The following is a 16,941-nucleotide window of genomic DNA, read 5'->3' as shown; positions in this document are numbered from 1 at the left end:
GCATTTTGTCCGACGAAACAATTCAGCAGCGCACGAAACCATTTTCCGCTTTTCGTGCAGACGTCCCGAAACGTTGGCTCATTAACACTTTGGTCCAAGGAAACGCCGCTCGGTTGCGGCGCTACGGGGAGCAAGTCAATGCCGAACGTCATCGCCATCAACGCCCAGGCCAGCCAGGGCATCATTGCCGCTCAGGCGACTTCGGACGACATGCTTCTGGAAAGCATTGCCGACGGCAACCGGACGGCCATGCACATCCTCTATTGCCGGCACAATGTTCGGGTTTACCGATTCATCCTGCGCATCGTGCGCGACGCCACCACGGCGGAAGACCTGGTCAGCCAGGTGTTCCTCGACGTGTGGCGGACCGCCGGCCAGTTCCAGGGCCGTTCGCAGGTCTCGACCTGGCTGCTCTCGATCGCCCGCTTCAAGGCGCTGACCGCGATGCGCCAGCGCCGCTTCGAGGACATTGACCAGGAGGACGTGCGCCAGATTCCTGACGATTCCGACACGCCGGAGAGCTCGCTCGACCGTAACGACACCAGCGCGATCCTGCGCGCCTGCGTCGCAAAGCTGTCACCCGCGCATCGCGAGATCATCAACCTCGTCTACTACCATGAGAAATCGGTGGAGGAGGTCGGGCAGATCATCGGCATCCCCCAGAGCACGGTGAAGACGCGGATGTTCTATGCCCGCAAGCAGCTGGCCGATCTGCTTAAGGGCGCCGGGGTCGATCGCTTCGCCGCCTAAAGCTCAGGATTTCAATGGGATAGGACTGGATTTCCTGGCCCTGTCGCGGACACGGAAGTGTTACCGCCGACGAAACAATTGAAACAAAGCACAACATCAGCCGGAAAAACTTCCCTCCTATAAAGCTCGCATACGGTTTTGGTTAAACCTCCCAAGGACCTCCAACGACCCGGACGGGATGCCCCCCTCCGGGTCGTTTTGTGTTTGGGGGGGGCCGCGGGCATGAGCCGCCGCGGAGTCAGCATGCCTTTCCGCGAGGCGACCAGAACGTTTTGGCGCGCCTCTTGAGTGAGCCGGGCACCTCTCTCTCATTCCCTCCCCCCTTGCGGGGGAGGGGCAGGGAGGGGGGTAGCCCCAAGCAAGATCGGAGTTCGTGGCTACCCTTCTCCCCAGCCTTCCCCCGCAAGGGGGAGGGAGCGCACCTTCAATGCGGCCACAGCTACTCCCCGGCGAAACAGCCGCTCCGTCACAAACGTGTGACGCTGCGTAACATCAGGCGCATCCGGCCCGAAACAATCGTGACCTCCTTCACGAGTGCCCCATGCTCGACCTGATCTTCGCCGTCCTTGCCGGCGTCCTCACCATCGCCGCGCCCTGCACACTGCCGATGCTGCCGATCCTGCTCGGCGCTTCGATCGGGCGCGCCGGAAATCTGCGCCCGGCGATGATCGCGCTCGGCTTCGTCATCTCGTTCTCGGCGGCCGCGCTGCTGCTCGGCGCCGTCACGCGGCTGTTTGATTTCGATCCGAACGTGCTGCGCTCGGCGGCTGCGATCCTGCTGCTCGGCTTCGGCCTGTTGATGCTGTGGCCGGCACCGTTCGAGTGGCTGTCGATCCGCCTCAATGGCTGGCTCGGTCTCGGCGCAGCAGGTGGCGCGCAGCGCGAGGGCGCGCTCGGCGGTCTCGTGCTCGGCACCACGCTGGGCCTGGTCTGGACGCCCTGCGCGGGCCCGGTGCTCGGCTCGATCCTGACCCTGGTTGCGACCTCGAAGAATCTCGCCTGGGCCGGCACGCTGCTGGTCGCCTACGCCATCGGCGCAGCCATCCCGATGCTGGCGATCGCCTATGGCGGGCAGGCCGCAACCACGCGCGTGCGCAGCCTCGCGCGCATCTCGCCGCGCCTACAGCAGGGCTTTGGCGTCGTCGTGATCGCGTTCGCGGTTGCCGCCTACTTCCAATACGACACGCTGATCGTGGCGTGGCTCACCGGATTCTATCCCACCGGCCAGATCGGCCTGTGACCATCCCTCATCTTCACCGGAGGACGCTTCCATGACTTTCAAACTGCTCACTGTCTCCGCCGCGCTGATCGGCATCGCCGTGACCGGCGCCGTGATCCCCGGCATCTGCGACGAGGCCGCGCGCGCCGTGCCTGCTGTCACCGCCGCCGCAAGCCAGCAGACCGCGCCCGACTTCGCCGGCATCACCAACTGGTTCAACTCCAAGCCGCTGAGCATCGCGGACCTCCGCGGCAAGGTCGTGCTGGTCGATTTCTGGACCTATGGCTGCGTCAACTGCGTCAACACGCTGCCGCACGTCACCGACCTCTATGCCAAATACAAGGACAAGGGCCTCGTCGTGGTCGGCGTGCACACGCCGGAATTCCCGTTCGAGCGCTCAGCCTCCAACGTGCAGGCCGCGCTGAAGCGTCACGGCATCACCTATCCGGTTGCGCAGGACAATGATTCCAAAACCTGGAACGCCTACCGCAACCAGTATTGGCCGGCGCAATACATCATCGACCAGACCGGCAAGATCGTGTTCCAGCACGAGGGTGAGGGCCGTTACGACGAGATCGACCGCACCGTCGGCCGGCTGCTGAATGCCAATAGCTGATCCCGCACGGAGATCACGCGGCTGGTTTGACTTGTCACCCTTGTTGCTTGACTCCACGGACCCGTCCGTGGAGTTTCGCGGCGACGAAAATCAGCCGCCGCAATGGACGACGCGACCACCAGCAACGACATCCGCCTTCGTGAAGGCTCCTCGATCGCGCAGCGGCTGGTCATGTCCGGCTTTGCGGCCGCCGTCGCACTCTGCTTTACGCCCGGCCTGTTCACGCACGACACCCTGGAGGTGATCATATCGGTGGTCGCGCTCCTTCTGGGAGCGGCGTTCGTCGGCGGCATCATGCTGGCGCCGGCCGTGGTGTGGATCATCACGCCGGACGAGATCCTGATCGGGCAACAACGCCCGTTCGGGAAGCTTCGCACCAGGATCGTCACAAGAGACGACGTCACCGGACTGCAAGTTCCCGGCAGCAAGAGGGCGAAAGCCCGCTTCCAACTGGCCTTCACGCTGGCCTCGGGGGAGCGCCTGACCTCCCCGCCGATCTCCGATGTCACCCATGTTCGCGAAACGGTGGCTCGGATCGCCGAACAGTTCGGCGTTCCCAACGTCGAAGCACCGGTCAATCCGCTCGATGCCAGCAATCCCGAGATGCATCTCGGCGAGCCCCTCGAGCCGTTTTCCGCAAGGGACATCCGGATCGTTGCACTGACCGCTGTCGCAATGAGCGCCGTTCCCTACGCCTACAAGCTCTGGCGTGGCCTGTCGCCCGGCCCAGTCGACATCATGCTGTTGCCGATCGGCGCGATCGCCGCGTTCGCCGTGCACAGATACGCCAACCTCGTGACCGGCGCCTTCTGGATCATCCGGCAAGGCGATATCCGCGTCGAGCGTCTGTGGGGCGACGGCAAGCCGCGCACGGACTATATCGAGGGGCGCGACGTGAAGACGATCACGGTCGAGCGCCGCGGCCGGTCCGAGGACGAACACTGCATCGTTGTGATCCGAACGCACTCAGGCCAACGATTTCGCAGCCCCCGCATCGGCTCAAGGCTCGAAGCCCGCGCCGTGGGGACCGAGATCGTCCGGCGCCTCGGGATCGCGCCGGAGAATAACCAGATCTGACACCGCCCGCCCCGCCCCGGACGTTGAGGGTACTGCTTTTCGCGCCATGCTCTGTTCGTGGCACTGCCGGGTTTGTCAAAAAACCAAAGCATTCTCGTGACATACCTGCCGGGCTCGCCATCAACTTGCCATGAACTTGCCTCTGAGATTTGATGGTTCCGAATGATTTGCGCTGTGGCAGCGGGGAGAGCTTGAAATGACGGATTTTCGTCGCCTGACCGGGATGTTCATCGCCGCCCTTGGTCTGGTCCTGTCCACCTCTTATGCCTCCGCGCAGCAGCCCGACCGGGGCGATGAGCCGGGCCTGATCGCCGACGATGCCTACCAGCTCGACCCGGAATGGCAGAAGCAGGTCGTCTATTTCCGCACCACTGAAGCGCCGGGCACGATCATCGTCTCGACCGCCGAACGGCACCTCTATCTGGTGCAGCCCGGCGGGCGCGCGATCCGCTACGGCATCGGCGTCGGCCGCGACGGCTTCCAGTGGCAAGGGCTGGTGACCATTACCAACAAGAAAGAATGGCCGGACTGGACGCCCCCGCCGGAGATGATCCAGCGCCAGCCCTATCTGCCGCGCTTCATGGCCGGCGGCCCCGGCAATCCGCTCGGCGCCCGCGCCATGTATCTCGGCACCACCGTCTACCGCATCCATGGCACCAACCGTCCCGACACGATTGGCACCAAGGTGTCCTCGGGCTGTTTCCGTCTCGTCAACAATGACGTCGCCGATCTCTACGATCGCGTCCCTGTTGGCACCAAGGTGGTCATCCGGCAGAAGCCCGAACTCTGAGAGTTATCGTTTGAGCATGGTCTTTTCGGAAAACCGCTTCGCACTTTGCGCTAACGCGGCCCTCCGGTTCCGGATCATGCTTCCCGCCCTCGTTCCAACTCCTTTTCCCGATTATTTCGAGAGAGAGATATCATGCGCACATTCCGAGGCGGCCTGCTCATCGGGCTCGCGGTCGCCGTGCTGGTTGCGGCTCTGGCCATCATCTATGAATTCTACGACACCCGCACCCTGAAGCGCACGGTTCGCCGCGGCGAAGTGCTGTGCGGCGTCAACAAGGGCCTGCCGGGCTTCTCGATCCCGGACGAGAAGGGCAACTGGACCGGCTTCGACGTCGATTTCTGCCGTGCGGTCGCCTCGGCGATCTTCAACGATCCGAGCAAGGCGAAGTTCGTGCCGCTCGACGCCAGCGAGCGCTTCAAGGAATTGCAGAGCCGCAAGGTCGACATCCTCTCGCGCAACTCGACCTGGAGCATGGCGCGTGAGCTCGACTACGACCTCTATTTCCCCGCGGTCGCCTATTACGACGGCGCAGGCTTCATGGTGCCGCGCTCGCGTAACAAGGAGACCTCGCTGGACCTGACCGGCAGCAAGGTCTGCGTGCAGGCCGGCACGACGACGCTGCTCAACCTCGCCGACTACTTCCGTGCCAACAACATGAAGTTTGAAGAGGTAAAGTTCGACAAGCTCGACGACGTCGTGAAGGCCTACGACACCGGCAAGTGCGATACGCTCACCGCCGACGTCTCCCAGCTCTACGCGCTGCGGCTCAACCTCTCCAAGCCCGGCGACCATATGATCCTGCCGGACATGATCTCCAAGGAGCCGCTCGCTCCCGTCGTGCGCCAGCGCGACGATGACTGGATGATGATCGTGAAGTGGACGCTCTACGCGATGATCAACGCCGAGGAGCTGGGGGTCACCTCGGAGAACATCGACGAGGCCCTGAAGTCGAAGAAGCCGGAAGTGATGCGCCTGGTCGGCACCGAAGGCAATTACGGCGAGCAGCTCGGACTCACCAAGGACTGGGCCGTCCGCGTCATCCGCCACGTCGGCAATTACGGCGAGATGTACGAGCGCAACATCGGCGAGAAGTCCAAGCTGAAGATCCCGCGCGGGATGAACCAGCTGTGGAATGCAGGTGGCGTGCAGTACGCGCCGCCGATGCGTTAATAGTCTTCGGCCTCAGCCACGCTCTCAATCATCATGCCCGGGCTCGTCCCGGGCATCCACGTTTTTGGAGCTGTAGCCCGCATGAGCGAAGCGACATGCGGGGCCGCGCGACATTCCCGGATGTCGCTTCGCTCATCCGGGCTACGCGCTCCTCGCAATGAGGAGCTTGGGGCGCGCGCTCTCCACACTCTCAACTGTCATCGCCCGGCTTGACCGGGCGATCCAGTATTCCGAGACGTCAATCGTATGCGGAGGAGCCACGGCGTACTGGATCGCCCGCCTTCGCGGGCGATGACACCCAGTGTGACGTGACGGTACGCCTCAATACCCCCGCGCGCGGGCGAGCTGCTCGGTGTGGTAATTCGCGTCGCCGAACAATTCCTCGCAGACGCGCGCGCGCTTCATGAAGAAGCCGATGTCGAACTGGTCGGTCATGCCCATGCCGCCATGCATCTGCACGCCTTCCTGCACCGCGCGCGTGGCGGTGGTGCCGGCGCGGGCTTTTGCCACTGCGACGGCTGACGCTGCCTTGGCGACGTCCGTATCCAGCGCCTGGAGCGCCTTCATCGTGGCGGCGCGGGTGATCTCGATGTCGACATAGAGCTGCGCGGCGCGGTGCTGGAGCGCCTGGAATTCGCCGATCAGCTTGCCGAACTGCTTGCGGCTCTTCAGGTACTCGACGGTGCGGCCAAACACCTCGTCGCTGAGGCCCACCATTTCGGACGCAACCGCGCCGCGGCCGATATCGAGCACACCGTCGAGCAGGGCCGCGCCCTGGTCGACCTCGCCGAGCACGCTGTCGGCATTGACCTCGACGTTGGCGAATTCAATCCGTGCCGCGTTGTGCGCGTCCACCATGATGGTGCGCTCGACCGCGACGCCCCTGGCCTTGGGGTTGACCAGGAACAACGTCAGCCCCTCGCGCTCGCCGGCGGAGCCAGCGGTGCGCGCGGCAACGATGAAGAGGTCCGCGACATGGCCGTCAACGACCAGCGCCTTGGCGCCGCTGAGCTTGAAGCCGTTGCCGGCGCGAACGGCCTGGAGGTTGGTCTGGAGCGGGCGATGCTTGGCGCCCTCGTCGATCGCAAGCGTTGCGAGCAGCGAGCCGTTGGAAATCTTCGGCAGATACTCCGACTTCTGCGCGGCATTGCCGCCACGGCTCAGCGCCGAGGCCGCGACCACGCTGGTGGCGAGGAACGGCGAGGGCATCAGCGTGCGGCCGATCTCTTCCATGACGACGCCGGCTTCGACAAAGCCGAGACCGCTGCCGCCGAACTCTTCCGGCACGAGCAGGCCGGCAAAGCCCATCTCGGCGAAGGACTGCCACAGCTCCTTGGAGAAGCCGGTGGGATCCTTGGCGTCGCGCAAGCCGCGCAGGTGCGACACCGGCGCCTTGTCGCTGATCAACCCGCGCGCGGAGTCGCGGAGCATCGATTGTTCTTCGGTGAGGACGAGGGCCATGTGCTTGTTTCCGATTCGAAGTCTATTTGTCTTCGTCATTCCGGGATGACCCGAAGGGCCAGGCCCAGAATCCATACTCCTGATTGGTGGTTATGGATTCCGAGCTCGCGCTTCGCGCGCCCCGGAATGACGTGCGGCTAAAGTGCGGCTCACGCCCCCGGCAGATCGAGGATGCGCTTGGCGACGATGCCGAGCATGACCTCGGACGTGCCGCCCTCGATCGAGTTGGCCTTGGTGCGCAGCCAGGCGCGCGGGCGGGCGCCCTGCTTCGAGCGTTCGCTCTCCCATTCCAGCGCATCGACGCCGCCTGCCGACATCAGGATCTCGTAGCGGCGCTTGTTGAGTTCGGTGCCGTAATACTTCATCGCCGACGAGAACGCCGGATGCGCCTGGCCCGCCTTGGCGAGATCGACCGCGCGCTCCGCGCAGGCCGCGAGCGCAGCTTCGTCGACGTCGAAGCTGGCAATCTGGCTGCGCAGCATCGAATCATCGAGCTTCCCTTGCGCATCGGAGCCGACGGAATCAGCCGCGATCTGGCCGAGCGGACGGCCGACGCCGCGCTCGCCCATGCCCGAGATCATCGCGCGCTCGTGCTGGAGCAGATATTTCGCGACGTCCCAGCCGCGGTTGACGGTGCCGACCACATGCGACTTCGGCACGCGGACGCCGTCGAAGAAGGTTTCGCAGAACGGCGAATAACCGGAGATCAAGAGAATCGGCTTGGTCGAGACGCCCTTCGAGGTCATGTCGAACAGGATGAAGCTGATGCCGTCATGCTTCTTCGCGGCCGGGTCGGTGCGCACGAGGCAGAAGATCCAGTCGGCGTAGTTGGCGTAGGACGTCCAGATCTTCTGGCCGGTGATGACGAAATCGTCGCCGTCGCTCTCGGCGCGGGTCTGAAGCGAGGCGAGATCGGAGCCGGCATTCGGCTCGGAATAGCCCTGGCACCAGCGGATCAGGCCTGCCGCTATGTTCGGCAGATGCTCCTTCTTTTGTGCTTCGTTGCCGTATTTGAGCAGCGCCGGCCCGAGCATCCAGATGCCGAAGCTGGACAGCGGCGGCCGCGCACCCATCTTCGCCATCTCCGCGCGCAAGACCTTGTGCTCGGCCGCGCTCAGACCACCGCCGCCATATTCCTTCGGCCAGTCCGGTACGGTCCAGCCCTTGTCGCGCATGCGCTCGAACCAGATGCGCTGCGGCTCGGACGAGAACTTTGCGTTGCGCCCGCCCCAGAACACGTCGGCGTCGGATGTCGCGGGCTTGCGCATTTCCGGCGGACAATTGGCTTCCAGCCAAGCGCGCGTCTGCTTGCGGAATTCTTCGAGGTCGGCGGCTTCAGATTCGCTCATGGTCGTTTCCATCAATCAAATTCGACTTGTTGTGGGCGACTCTGGGCCATCGCACCGTGGAATTCAACCACTTCCGTAGCCCTCACAGCTACGCACGCCACGCTGCATTCGGCTATAGTCGCCGCGAGGCGAGGCTTGAAAACAAAGAGGAAACAACAATGCGCCTGAAACTACTTTCGCCTGGCGAAATGAACGAGAGCCAGCGGCAGACCTATGACGAGTCGATTGCCGGCAAACGCGGCAAGCCGCCCGCGCCGATGATGGCCTGGCTCAACAGTCCGGAGATGGCGCGTCACGCGACGCGGCTCGGCGAGGTCCTTCGTTTCGACACCGTATTTCCCGCAAAGCTTTCGGAGATCGCGATCCTGGTGACGGCACGGCACTGGACCGCGCAGTACGAATGGTATGCCCATAAGCGCCTCGCGCTGCAGGGCGGCATGAAGCCAGAGATTATCGACGCGATCCGCGACCGCCGCACACCGGAGTTCGACGATCCCAAGGGCCAGATGATCTACGATCTGGCGAAGTCGCTGCACGAAGGCCACGGTGTCGAGAAGCGTCTCTACGACGAGGCAATCAAGCTGCTCGGCGAACGCGGCGTCGTCGAGGTGATCGGGCTGTGCGGCTATTACACGCTGGTGTCGATGACGCTGAACACGTTTGAGTTCGAGCTTCCCGAAGGCGAGGTGCCGGAGCTGTCCTAGTTGCCTATTCGGAAACGATGGGTTTCGGGATAGGCCAATAGCGCAGTCCCGGAGCCCGGCCTATGTGGGGTTCAGCAACGGAGCAGCCACATGTCGCATAATTCAGCCGTCAATGCCGGCACCCTGATCGGCCACGTTCATCTCAAGGTCGCCGATCTCGATCGCGCGCTCGGTTTCTATTGCGGCGTTCTCGGCTTCGAGCTGATGCAGCGCATGGGCTCCGGCGCCGCCTTCATCTCGGCCGGCGGCTATCATCACCACATCGGGCTCAACACCTGGGAAAGCAAAGGCGGCTCGCCGCCGCCGCCGGGCACGACGGGGCTCTATCACACCGCGATCCTCTATCCGACGCGGCCGGCGCTGGCGGATGCGCTGCACCGCGTGCTCTCGGCCGGCATTGCGCTTGACGGCGCCAGCGACCACGGCGTCAGCGAGGCGCTGTATTTGCGCGATCCAGATGAAAATGGCGTGGAGCTGTATTGGGACAAGCCGCGGGAGCAATGGCCGTTTGGAGCGGATGGAAAGCTTGCAATGTTTACGAAGCGGCTGGATGTCGAGGATCTCTTGAGGCAGCGAGAAGCGTGATCTCGTAGGTGGGTTAGCGAAGCGTAACCCGCCATGCTTCAGCGAATGCCGGACGAAGTTGGTAGGTTACGCCTTCGGCGAACCCACCCTACGAAGCCTTCGTGCGGGGCATCCCGCGCACCATGATCAGCGCTGCGGCCGCTACCTCCAGCGCGATGCAGAGATAGAACGGCAGCGAATAGCCGCCGGAGAAATCGCGCAAGGCCCCGACGACGCCGGGGCCGAACGCGTAGGTCACCTGGTTGATCGCGGTGTTGAGACTAATCAGCACGCCGAACGAGGCGGAGTCGAACTCCTGCTGCACGATCAGCGACGGCAGCGTGATGACATTGCCGACCGAGAAGCCGAACACCGCGCAGGCCGCGATCAGCACATAGTCGTTGTGCAGGTTGATGACGACGAGAAGTGCCGTCGCCTGGCTCAGGAACGACAGCGCCGAGGCGAGCCGCTGGTTGAGGCGGTCGATCACCATCGAGAACAGCACCCGGCCGACCACCGCCATCGCGGTCAACACCGCAACGGCAACAGCGGCGCGCTCGCGTCCGATCACGGGGTCGAGGAACGAGATCAGGTGCACGATGAAGCCGACCTGGGCGAACAGCACCAGCGCAAACGCAATCGTCACTGTGAGGAAGCCGACATCGCGCAGCGCAGCCTTACGGATCTCCGTCGACGATTGCGGCTTCGCCTTCGCCGTCGCATGCCAGCCATGGAGATCGGGCGGGCGGCCGACGAGAAACAGGATCACCGGCAGGAGCAGCACCAGCAGGGCGCCGGCAGCGGCGTACATCGCGCTGGCAAAGCCGATGTGACTGATCAACATCACCAGCAGCGGCACGCCGACGATGCCGCCAAAACTCGCGCCGTTCAGCGCCAGGCTGATCGCCATGCCGCGCTTCTGGTCGAACCACAGGCTGATCGTATTGGTGATCATGGCCAAACTGGTGCCGGCCCAGCCGAAGGCGAGCACGGCATCCGCAAGATAAAGCTGCCAGGGCTCGCGCACCGCACCGATCGCGACCGCGGCGGCCGCCATCGCCAGCGTACCGGCGATCAGGCAGAGCCGCGGGCCGTATGTCCGGACGGCTTCGCCGACGAAGACGACGAGCAGCGCGCCGAACAGGTAGAAGAAGGTCGTTCCTGACGAGATCAGCGAGGCCGGCCAGCCCCGCGCGCGCTGGAGTTCGGCGACATAGATGCTCTGGCCGTAGAAGCCGAGCCCCCAGCCGAAGGTCGCGAGCAGGAAGCAGACCGCGACGATGCGCCAGCCTTCGTAGCGGAGCGAGGATTCGTCGACGGGCGCGGGGTGCCGGGGATTGTCGAGCATTTGCGCTTGTCCTTGGTTTCCCCCGCGAAGCGCTTCGATTTACGCCCGGCTATCCACGACGAGCATCATGTAACAATGCCAGTCCCGAAAGTCACTTCGACGGCGATCGAAGTATCGAGACTGCTGACATCCTCCCGCCAATCAGATCGCATCCGGAAATTCGCCCATCGCCGCTTCGAGCCGCGCCTTGCGACGGCGAGCCCAGGAGGCGAACGAGAGCACCGCGAGGCCGACCACCACCGGCGGGAACACCACCATGTTCACCGCGGACCAGCCGTAATTGGCGAGCAACTGGCCGGAGGAGAACGAGCCGATTGCCATCATGCCGAACACGAGGAAATCGTTGAAGGCCTGCACCTTGTTGCGCTCCTGCGGACGGTGCGTCTCGAGCACCAGCGCGGAGGCGCCGATGAAGGCGAAATTCCAACCCACGCCGAGCACGAACAGCGTCGCCCAGAAGTGCATCGCGGTGATGCCGGAGAGGCCGATGGCGGCGGCGCCGGCCTCCAGCAGCAGGCCGGCGGCGACAATTTTCGGCGCGCCGAAGCGCGCGATCAGCGCTCCGGTGAAGAAGCTCGGGCCGTACATGGCGACGATGTGCCATTGAATGCCGAAATTGGAATCGCTGACGCTGAGGCCGCACATCTTCATGGCGAGCGGCGCCGAGGTCATCACCAGGTTCATCATGGGATAGGCGATGACGCCGCAGAGCGCGGCGGCGATGAAACGCGGCTGGGTCACGATCTCGAGCAGCGGCCGGCCGCCATGCAGATCGGCCGGCGCCGGCTTCGGCATATCGACGCCGGCGACGATGCCCATGGCGACCAGCGCCACCGCGGCCTGCACCAGGAAGCTGAAGGCGAACAGATAGGGCGACCAGACGTCCATGGTCCACTGCACGAGCTGCGGACCGAGCACGCCGGCGAACACGCCGCCGGCCATCCCCCAGGACACCGCCTTGGGCCGGTAGGCCGCGCTGGCGCCGTCGGCGGCGGCGAAACGATAGGATTGCGCCACCGCGCCGTAGAGACCGCCAAGGAAGGTCGCGACGCAGAACAGCGCGAACGAAGCATGCAGGATCGCGAACGAGCCGAGCAGGCCGGTGAGCGCGCCGCAGCCGGTGCCGACGATGAAGGCCGAGCGGCGGCCGAAGCGGCGCGAGATCGCGCCGGTCGGCAGCGTGCCGGCGGCAAGTCCGACCACATACATCGATAGCGGCACGGTCGCGAGCGACATGTCGGGCGCGAGCGTGGCGCCGACGATCGAGCCGGTCGCGAAGATCACAGCCGAGTTGGCGCCGGTCAGCGCCTGCGCGGCGGCAAGGCGCACCACATTGGCGCGCGCGCGGGCGTCGTCGGCGATTTCGTCGGCTGAAGTCACATCTGTCATCGGCATTTCCGCCCGAAGGGGCCTCGTTGATTCCCGGCACTATGGAGGGGTGCGGGAGGGCGAGCAACCGGCGCAATCGGGCGCAGGCCATGCCTCTGACGCAATCGGGCAGATGATACAGGGGCACGCCCTTGACGGCTTGCGCTCGATCAAATCCTATCCCGCCGCGATCTTCTGGAGTTTTGTTCATGTCCGTTGACGACCGGCCCACGCTCACAGCTCCGGACGATGATCCCTGGCTCTGGCTGGAGGAGATCGAGGGCCCACGCGCGCTCGATTTCGTCGAGCGGCAGAACCGCCTGACGCTCGATCAATTCGGCGGCGCGGCCTTCGAGCGCGACCGCGACATCCTCGCGGCGATCTACGATCGGCCGGACAACATCCCCTATGTCAGCCGGCGCGGCACAGATCTCCACAACCTCTGGAAGGACGCCATCAATCCGCGCGGCCTGTGGCGGCGAACCACGCTGGCGGAGTTTCGCAAAACCAATCCGGCGTGGGAGACCATGCTGGATATCGACCAGCTTGCAAGAAGCGAAGGCGAGGACTGGCTGCTGAGCTCCATCACCACGATGCCGGGAGGCTCGCGGGCTATACTGAGCCTGTCGCGCGGCGGCAGCGACGCCGTCACCTTGCGGGAATTCGACCTTGATACGAAAAGCTTCGTTGCGGACGGCTTTGCGCTGCCGGAAGCCAAGGGCGGCGCGGATTGGCTCGATGCCGACACGTTGCTGCTGTCCAGCGCCCATGGCGAGGGCATGGTAACGAGCTCGGGATATGCGAGGACGGTTCGCCTATGGCGGCGCGGCCAGCCCGTAGATCGGGCGCAGGTGATCCGCGAGACCACGGCCGATCACATGATGATCTATGGCAGCTCCGACGACACGGGCGCTGCGCCGCGAGCCTGGATCATCGACCAGATCGATTTCTTCAATTACGGCATCTGGCTGCGCGATGCAGAGGGCACGACGACGAAGCTCGATCTGCCAACCGGCATCTGGATGCAGGCGCATGGCGACTGGTTCGCGATGAAGCTGCGCAAGGAATGGCCGATCGAAGGCCGAACCTATGCGACTGACACCGTGCTCGGCATTTCGCTCTCGGCGTTCCTGGGCGGCAACCGCGATTTTGCGGTCCTGTTCGAACCTGGACCGCGGCGCGCGTTGCAGGGTTTCTTCTGGGCCGCAGGCAAGCTGGTGCTGTCGATCCTCGACGAGCTGAAGCCGCGATTCGAGATCTGCACGCCGTCGGCTGCGGGCTGGAGCCGCGAGACACTCGGCGGCCTGCCGAAAATCGGCGTCGTCGACGTCTGGCCGCTCGACCGCCATCCCTCCGAGAGCAACGGCGACCTGCTCGCCAATGTGCAGGATCCGCTCACGCCACCGTCGATGCTGTTGATCGAGCGCGGCGTCGAAAGCCCGACCGTGCTCAAGCAGGCGCCGAAAACGTTCACCGCCGACGGCCTCGTGGTGACGCAGCACGAGGCGATCTCGATCGACGGCGAGCGCATTCCCTATGTCCAGACCGGTCCGGCGGGCGAGACCGGCGATGCGCCGGTCCACATGAGCGCCTATGGCGGCTTCGGCCACTCGGTGAAGCCGTACTACAATGCGTCGCTCGGCAAGCTGTGGCTGGAGCGCGGCGGCACCACGGTGCAGGCGAATTTGCGCGGCGGCGGCGAGTTCGGCACGCGCTGGCACGATGCCGGACGCCTCGCCGGCAAGAAACTGTCGCACGATGATTTCGCGGCCGTTGCCGCCGATCTCGTGCGCCGCGGCGTGACGACAGCAAAGCGCATCGCCGCGCAAGGCGGATCGAACGGCGGCATCCTCATCACCAACATGATGGTGCGATACCCCGAGCGTTTCGGCGCGCTGTTCTGCACCATCCCGCTGATCGACATGCGCCGCTACACCAAGCTGCTCGCGGGCGCGAGCTGGATCGCGGAATATGGCGACCCCGACAAGGTAGAGGAATGGGAGTGGCTGAAGACCTACTCCGCCTATCACAACGCAAAGCCTGGCCAGCCCTATCCGCCGATCCTGATCGCCACCACGCGGCGCGACGACCGCGTCCATCCCGGCCACGCGCGCAAGATGGCAGCGAAGCTCCATGCGATGGGCTACGAGGCCTGGTTCTACGAGCCGGCAGCAGGCGGCCACGGCTACGGCAAAGACAACAAGGAACGCGCCGGCTTCGAGGTGCTCGGCTTCCGCTTCCTCAAGGACAAGATCGGCTGGCGGGATGGCGAGGCCTGAGGGCCTATCCCCTCATCGCCCTGATCGCATCACCACGTGAGGCGGGCACCACTCTCTCATTCCCTCCCCCTTGCGGGGGAGGGGCAGGGAGGGGGGTGCCACACGGGGACTCTCTCGATTTGCGCTCGCGGCACGGCCGTAAGATGGATAGACCGTTTCCTGGGCTACCCCTCTCCCATAGCCGAAGCTACGCTTCGGCGTCCTCTAATAGGACGGCCGCCGAAGGCGGCCTCTGCCTCCCCCGCAAGGGGGGAGGGAGCGCACCGCCTTCGTGGCGTGTACCCAGGCCTAAGTCAGCGCCTCAACTGCGCGAGAACACCAGCGTGAGATTGTTCGCGGGCATCTCGATCGTCTCGACGAGGTTGAGGCCAGCGGCCCTCGCGAGTTTCTCGACATCGCCGACGTCGCGCACGCCCCAGTCGGGATTGCCTTCGCGCAGCGACGTGTCGAACACAGCATTGCTGAGCGCGGTGTGCTTGCCGTCGCGCTTGAAGGGACCGTAGAGGAACAGCTTGCCGTCAGACCGCAGATAGCGTCCGGCGCCGGCGAACAGGCCCTCGGCCACGTGCCAGGGCGCGATGTGGATGACATTGGCGCAGAACACGGCCGCGAGGCTGGCCGGCCCCTGCCCGTCTCGCATCTCCGGGCACCAGTCGGGATCGGAGAGATCGATCCGCAGCGGGGAACGGATGTTGTCCAGGGCGGAATGAACGCGCCAGGCCTCGATGCTCTTCAGATGCCGCTGGTTGAGGTCGCTGGGCCACCAGACGAGACCGGGCGTGTGGCGGGCGAAGTAGACCACATGCTGGCCGGTTCCGCTGCCGACCTCGACAACGTCGCCCGAACTGCCGGCGAGATGCTTCTCGAGCGCCGCCCAGAGCGGCTCATGATTGCGATGAAATGCCGGGGCATCGAGTCGTCCATCCGATTCGACCCGTCCACCGTCCTTGCCAAATTCAACGACATATTCAGCCAATTGAGATCCCCGAGAAATGTGAAACAGAGAGGAACGCCAAACGGGCCAAAACGCCCCAGAATAATTTGCTAGTTCCGGCCGATCCGATGAAACGAAACATCTCCTCAGTTTGCAATGCGAGAGATATTAACTCCAATTCGCTGCCTGCATAGTCTTGATTGTCAGGCGATGCCCGTTGTGCTTTGGAACACCATATTTTCTGCAAACGAGATCATCGACATAGCCTCGGAATGACGCCTTGACCGCCCTTCCCCGGATGCCCGTGCTTTACGTCCTCCTGGCCATTGCCGCCAGCCTTGCCGCGAGCCCCGCGCAGGCGCAATCCGCCGTGACTGAGGGCCAGAAACTCGCCTTTGACCGCGGCAAGGGCAATTGCCTGACCTGCCACGTCATCAGAGGTGGCGACCTGCCGGGAACGATCGGGCCGGAACTGAAGGGCATCAAGGCCAAATACCCTGATCGTAACGAGCTGGCCGCGATCATCTTCGACGAGACCAAGCGCAATCCGCAGACCATGATGCCGCCTTTCGGCCGGAACCGAATTCTGACCGAACAGGAGATCAACGCGATCGTTGATTTCCTGCAAACGCTGTAACGGCAGGCCCGCCAGGAGACTTCAGATGACGACGACCACCGGCCCTCATCCGACGCGGCGCCTGATCCTTCAGGGCGCGGCCTCCGTCGCGCTGCTCGGCCTTGGCAATCTCCCGTTCGGCGCCACTCCCGCGCGCGCTGCGGCGAACGACAAATATCCGGAAGAAGCGTTCAAGCAGAAGAGCGAAGCGGACGCGATCAAGGCGCTCTATGGCAAGACCGCCGAGCCGTCAGACAAGGTCAAGTTAGATGCACCTGAGATCGCCGAGAACGGCGGCGTCGTGCCGATCTCCGTGGCGACGACGCTCGACAAGGTGACCTCGATTTCGTTCTTCGTGGCCGAGAACCCGAACGCGCTCGCGGCATCCTACAAGATTCCGGAAGGCACGATCCCGAGCGTCGCCAACCGCCTGAAGATGGCGAAGACCACCAACGTAATCGCGATCGTCGAAGCCGACGGCAAGCTCTACAGCGCGACCAAGGAAGTGAAAGTCACAGTCGGCGGCTGCGGCGGCTAAAGCGCGATCATCGCGCTTTAGCTTTTTATGTTTGAGCATGATCTATTCGGAAAACCGCTACACACTTTTCCGGATCATGCTCTGGCGAAGGAGATCAAGATGGCATCCACAATTCGCGTACGCGCCACCGCCAACGGCGACATCACCGAGGTGCAGGC

16 protein-coding genes are annotated in these 16,941 nt (G+C 64.2%); 11 read left to right on the top strand and 5 right to left on the bottom strand.

The window, feature by feature from the left end; genetic code table 11:
* Positions 1-138 precede the first annotated feature (138 nt).
* The 6 genes from AC629_RS41255 to AC629_RS41230 all read left to right on the top strand — a co-directional run bounded on the left by AC629_RS41255 (position 139) and on the right by AC629_RS41230 (position 5,622).
* Complete coding sequence (locus tag AC629_RS41255) at positions 139-750, top strand: sigma-70 family RNA polymerase sigma factor (RefSeq protein WP_084810390.1); 612 nt, start codon at positions 139-141, stop codon at positions 748-750.
* Positions 751-1,291: 541 nt separating this feature from the next.
* Positions 1,292-1,990, top strand: coding sequence for a cytochrome c biogenesis CcdA family protein (locus AC629_RS41250; protein ID WP_084810389.1), 699 nt, complete (start codon positions 1,292-1,294; stop codon positions 1,988-1,990).
* Between the two features lie 31 nt (positions 1,991-2,021).
* Positions 2,022-2,585, top strand: a complete 564-nt coding sequence (locus tag AC629_RS41245; protein WP_084810388.1) for a thioredoxin family protein — start codon at positions 2,022-2,024, stop codon at positions 2,583-2,585.
* Positions 2,586-2,687: 102 nt separating this feature from the next.
* Positions 2,688-3,662, top strand: coding sequence for a hypothetical protein (locus AC629_RS41240; RefSeq protein ID WP_084810387.1), 975 nt, complete (start codon positions 2,688-2,690; stop codon positions 3,660-3,662).
* 196 nt (positions 3,663-3,858) lie between these two features.
* Positions 3,859-4,452, top strand: a complete 594-nt coding sequence (locus AC629_RS41235; protein ID WP_084810386.1) for a L,D-transpeptidase — start codon at positions 3,859-3,861, stop codon at positions 4,450-4,452.
* A gap of 132 nt (positions 4,453-4,584) precedes the next feature.
* Positions 4,585-5,622 (top strand): amino acid ABC transporter substrate-binding protein, encoded by a 1,038-nt coding sequence (locus tag AC629_RS41230; protein ID WP_084810385.1) that lies wholly within the window; start codon positions 4,585-4,587, stop codon positions 5,620-5,622.
* A gap of 321 nt (positions 5,623-5,943) precedes the next feature.
* Here the strand turns inward: AC629_RS41230 and AC629_RS41225 are convergent, their stop codons facing one another.
* The gene (locus AC629_RS41225) at positions 5,944-7,083 is read right to left on the bottom strand and encodes an acyl-CoA dehydrogenase family protein (RefSeq protein ID WP_084810384.1); all 1,140 of its coding nucleotides are present in this window, start codon (positions 7,081-7,083) and stop codon (positions 5,944-5,946) included.
* 149 nt (positions 7,084-7,232) lie between these two features.
* Positions 7,233-8,432, bottom strand: coding sequence for an acyl-CoA dehydrogenase family protein (locus AC629_RS41220; RefSeq protein ID WP_084810392.1), 1,200 nt, complete (start codon positions 8,430-8,432; stop codon positions 7,233-7,235).
* Between the two features lie 158 nt (positions 8,433-8,590).
* On the opposite strand from AC629_RS41220, the gene AC629_RS41215 reads away from it, so the two are divergent.
* Together AC629_RS41215 and AC629_RS41210 are read left to right on the top strand one after the other, a co-directional pair.
* Positions 8,591-9,136: a carboxymuconolactone decarboxylase family protein gene (locus tag AC629_RS41215; RefSeq protein ID WP_084810383.1), complete on the top strand. Its 546-nt coding sequence runs from the start codon at positions 8,591-8,593 to the stop codon at positions 9,134-9,136.
* 90 nt (positions 9,137-9,226) lie between these two features.
* Positions 9,227-9,721 (top strand): VOC family protein, encoded by a 495-nt coding sequence (locus tag AC629_RS41210; RefSeq protein ID WP_084810382.1) that lies wholly within the window; start codon positions 9,227-9,229, stop codon positions 9,719-9,721.
* An 88-nt stretch (positions 9,722-9,809) separates the two neighbouring features.
* On the opposite strand, the gene AC629_RS41205 is transcribed toward AC629_RS41210, so the two are convergent.
* Both AC629_RS41205 and AC629_RS41200 read right to left on the bottom strand, forming a co-directional pair.
* The gene (locus AC629_RS41205; RefSeq protein ID WP_084810381.1) at positions 9,810-11,048 is read right to left on the bottom strand and encodes an MFS transporter; all 1,239 of its coding nucleotides are present in this window, start codon (positions 11,046-11,048) and stop codon (positions 9,810-9,812) included.
* A gap of 141 nt (positions 11,049-11,189) precedes the next feature.
* Entirely contained in the window at positions 11,190-12,437 is a 1,248-nt protein-coding gene (locus AC629_RS41200; RefSeq protein ID WP_084810391.1) for an MFS transporter, read from the bottom strand.
* 188 nt (positions 12,438-12,625) lie between these two features.
* On the opposite strand from AC629_RS41200, the gene AC629_RS41195 reads away from it, so the two are divergent.
* Complete coding sequence (locus AC629_RS41195) at positions 12,626-14,695, top strand: prolyl oligopeptidase family serine peptidase (RefSeq protein ID WP_084810380.1); 2,070 nt, start codon at positions 12,626-12,628, stop codon at positions 14,693-14,695.
* Between the two features lie 301 nt (positions 14,696-14,996).
* Here AC629_RS41195 and AC629_RS41190 read toward each other — a convergent pair whose 3' ends face one another.
* The gene (locus AC629_RS41190) at positions 14,997-15,671 is read right to left on the bottom strand and encodes a DUF938 domain-containing protein (protein ID WP_084810379.1); all 675 of its coding nucleotides are present in this window, start codon (positions 15,669-15,671) and stop codon (positions 14,997-14,999) included.
* A 238-nt stretch (positions 15,672-15,909) separates the two neighbouring features.
* Between AC629_RS41190 and soxX the strand changes: the two genes are divergently transcribed.
* Together soxX and soxY are read left to right on the top strand one after the other, a co-directional pair.
* Positions 15,910-16,266 (top strand): sulfur oxidation c-type cytochrome SoxX, encoded by a 357-nt coding sequence (soxX, locus tag AC629_RS41185; RefSeq protein WP_084810378.1) that lies wholly within the window; start codon positions 15,910-15,912, stop codon positions 16,264-16,266.
* Positions 16,267-16,291: 25 nt separating this feature from the next.
* Positions 16,292-16,783, top strand: coding sequence for a thiosulfate oxidation carrier protein SoxY (soxY, locus tag AC629_RS41180; protein WP_084810377.1), 492 nt, complete (start codon positions 16,292-16,294; stop codon positions 16,781-16,783).
* Positions 16,784-16,941 lie beyond the last annotated feature (158 nt).

It is taken from the genome of Bradyrhizobium sp. NAS80.1 (assembly GCF_001908205.1).
In the GTDB taxonomy this organism is placed as follows: domain Bacteria; phylum Pseudomonadota; class Alphaproteobacteria; order Rhizobiales; family Xanthobacteraceae; genus Bradyrhizobium.
Note: the sequence above shows the minus strand (reverse complement) of the source record. Positions and strands in the feature narration are given on the sequence as shown.

What these genes read in the sequence shown, in the direction of transcription:
- AC629_RS41255 (WP_084810390.1), top strand. Translation starts at nt 139, where the DNA reads ATGCCGAACGTCATCGCCATCAACGCCCAGGCCAGCCAGGGCATCATT.
- AC629_RS41250 (WP_084810389.1), top strand. Translation starts at nt 1,292, where the DNA reads ATGCTCGACCTGATCTTCGCCGTCCTTGCCGGCGTCCTCACCATCGCC.
- AC629_RS41245 (WP_084810388.1), top strand. Translation starts at nt 2,022, where the DNA reads ATGACTTTCAAACTGCTCACTGTCTCCGCCGCGCTGATCGGCATCGCC.
- AC629_RS41240 (WP_084810387.1), top strand. Translation starts at nt 2,688, where the DNA reads ATGGACGACGCGACCACCAGCAACGACATCCGCCTTCGTGAAGGCTCC.
- AC629_RS41235 (WP_084810386.1), top strand. Translation starts at nt 3,859, where the DNA reads ATGACGGATTTTCGTCGCCTGACCGGGATGTTCATCGCCGCCCTTGGT.
- AC629_RS41230 (WP_084810385.1), top strand. Translation starts at nt 4,585, where the DNA reads ATGCGCACATTCCGAGGCGGCCTGCTCATCGGGCTCGCGGTCGCCGTG.
- AC629_RS41225 (WP_084810384.1), bottom strand. Translation starts at nt 7,083, where the DNA reads ATGGCCCTCGTCCTCACCGAAGAACAATCGATGCTCCGCGACTCCGCG.
- AC629_RS41220 (WP_084810392.1), bottom strand. Translation starts at nt 8,432, where the DNA reads ATGAGCGAATCTGAAGCCGCCGACCTCGAAGAATTCCGCAAGCAGACG.
- AC629_RS41215 (WP_084810383.1), top strand. Translation starts at nt 8,591, where the DNA reads ATGCGCCTGAAACTACTTTCGCCTGGCGAAATGAACGAGAGCCAGCGG.
- AC629_RS41210 (WP_084810382.1), top strand. Translation starts at nt 9,227, where the DNA reads ATGTCGCATAATTCAGCCGTCAATGCCGGCACCCTGATCGGCCACGTT.
- AC629_RS41205 (WP_084810381.1), bottom strand. Translation starts at nt 11,048, where the DNA reads ATGCTCGACAATCCCCGGCACCCCGCGCCCGTCGACGAATCCTCGCTC.
- AC629_RS41200 (WP_084810391.1), bottom strand. Translation starts at nt 12,437, where the DNA reads ATGACAGATGTGACTTCAGCCGACGAAATCGCCGACGACGCCCGCGCG.
- AC629_RS41195 (WP_084810380.1), top strand. Translation starts at nt 12,626, where the DNA reads ATGTCCGTTGACGACCGGCCCACGCTCACAGCTCCGGACGATGATCCC.
- soxY (WP_084810377.1), top strand. Translation starts at nt 16,292, where the DNA reads ATGACGACGACCACCGGCCCTCATCCGACGCGGCGCCTGATCCTTCAG.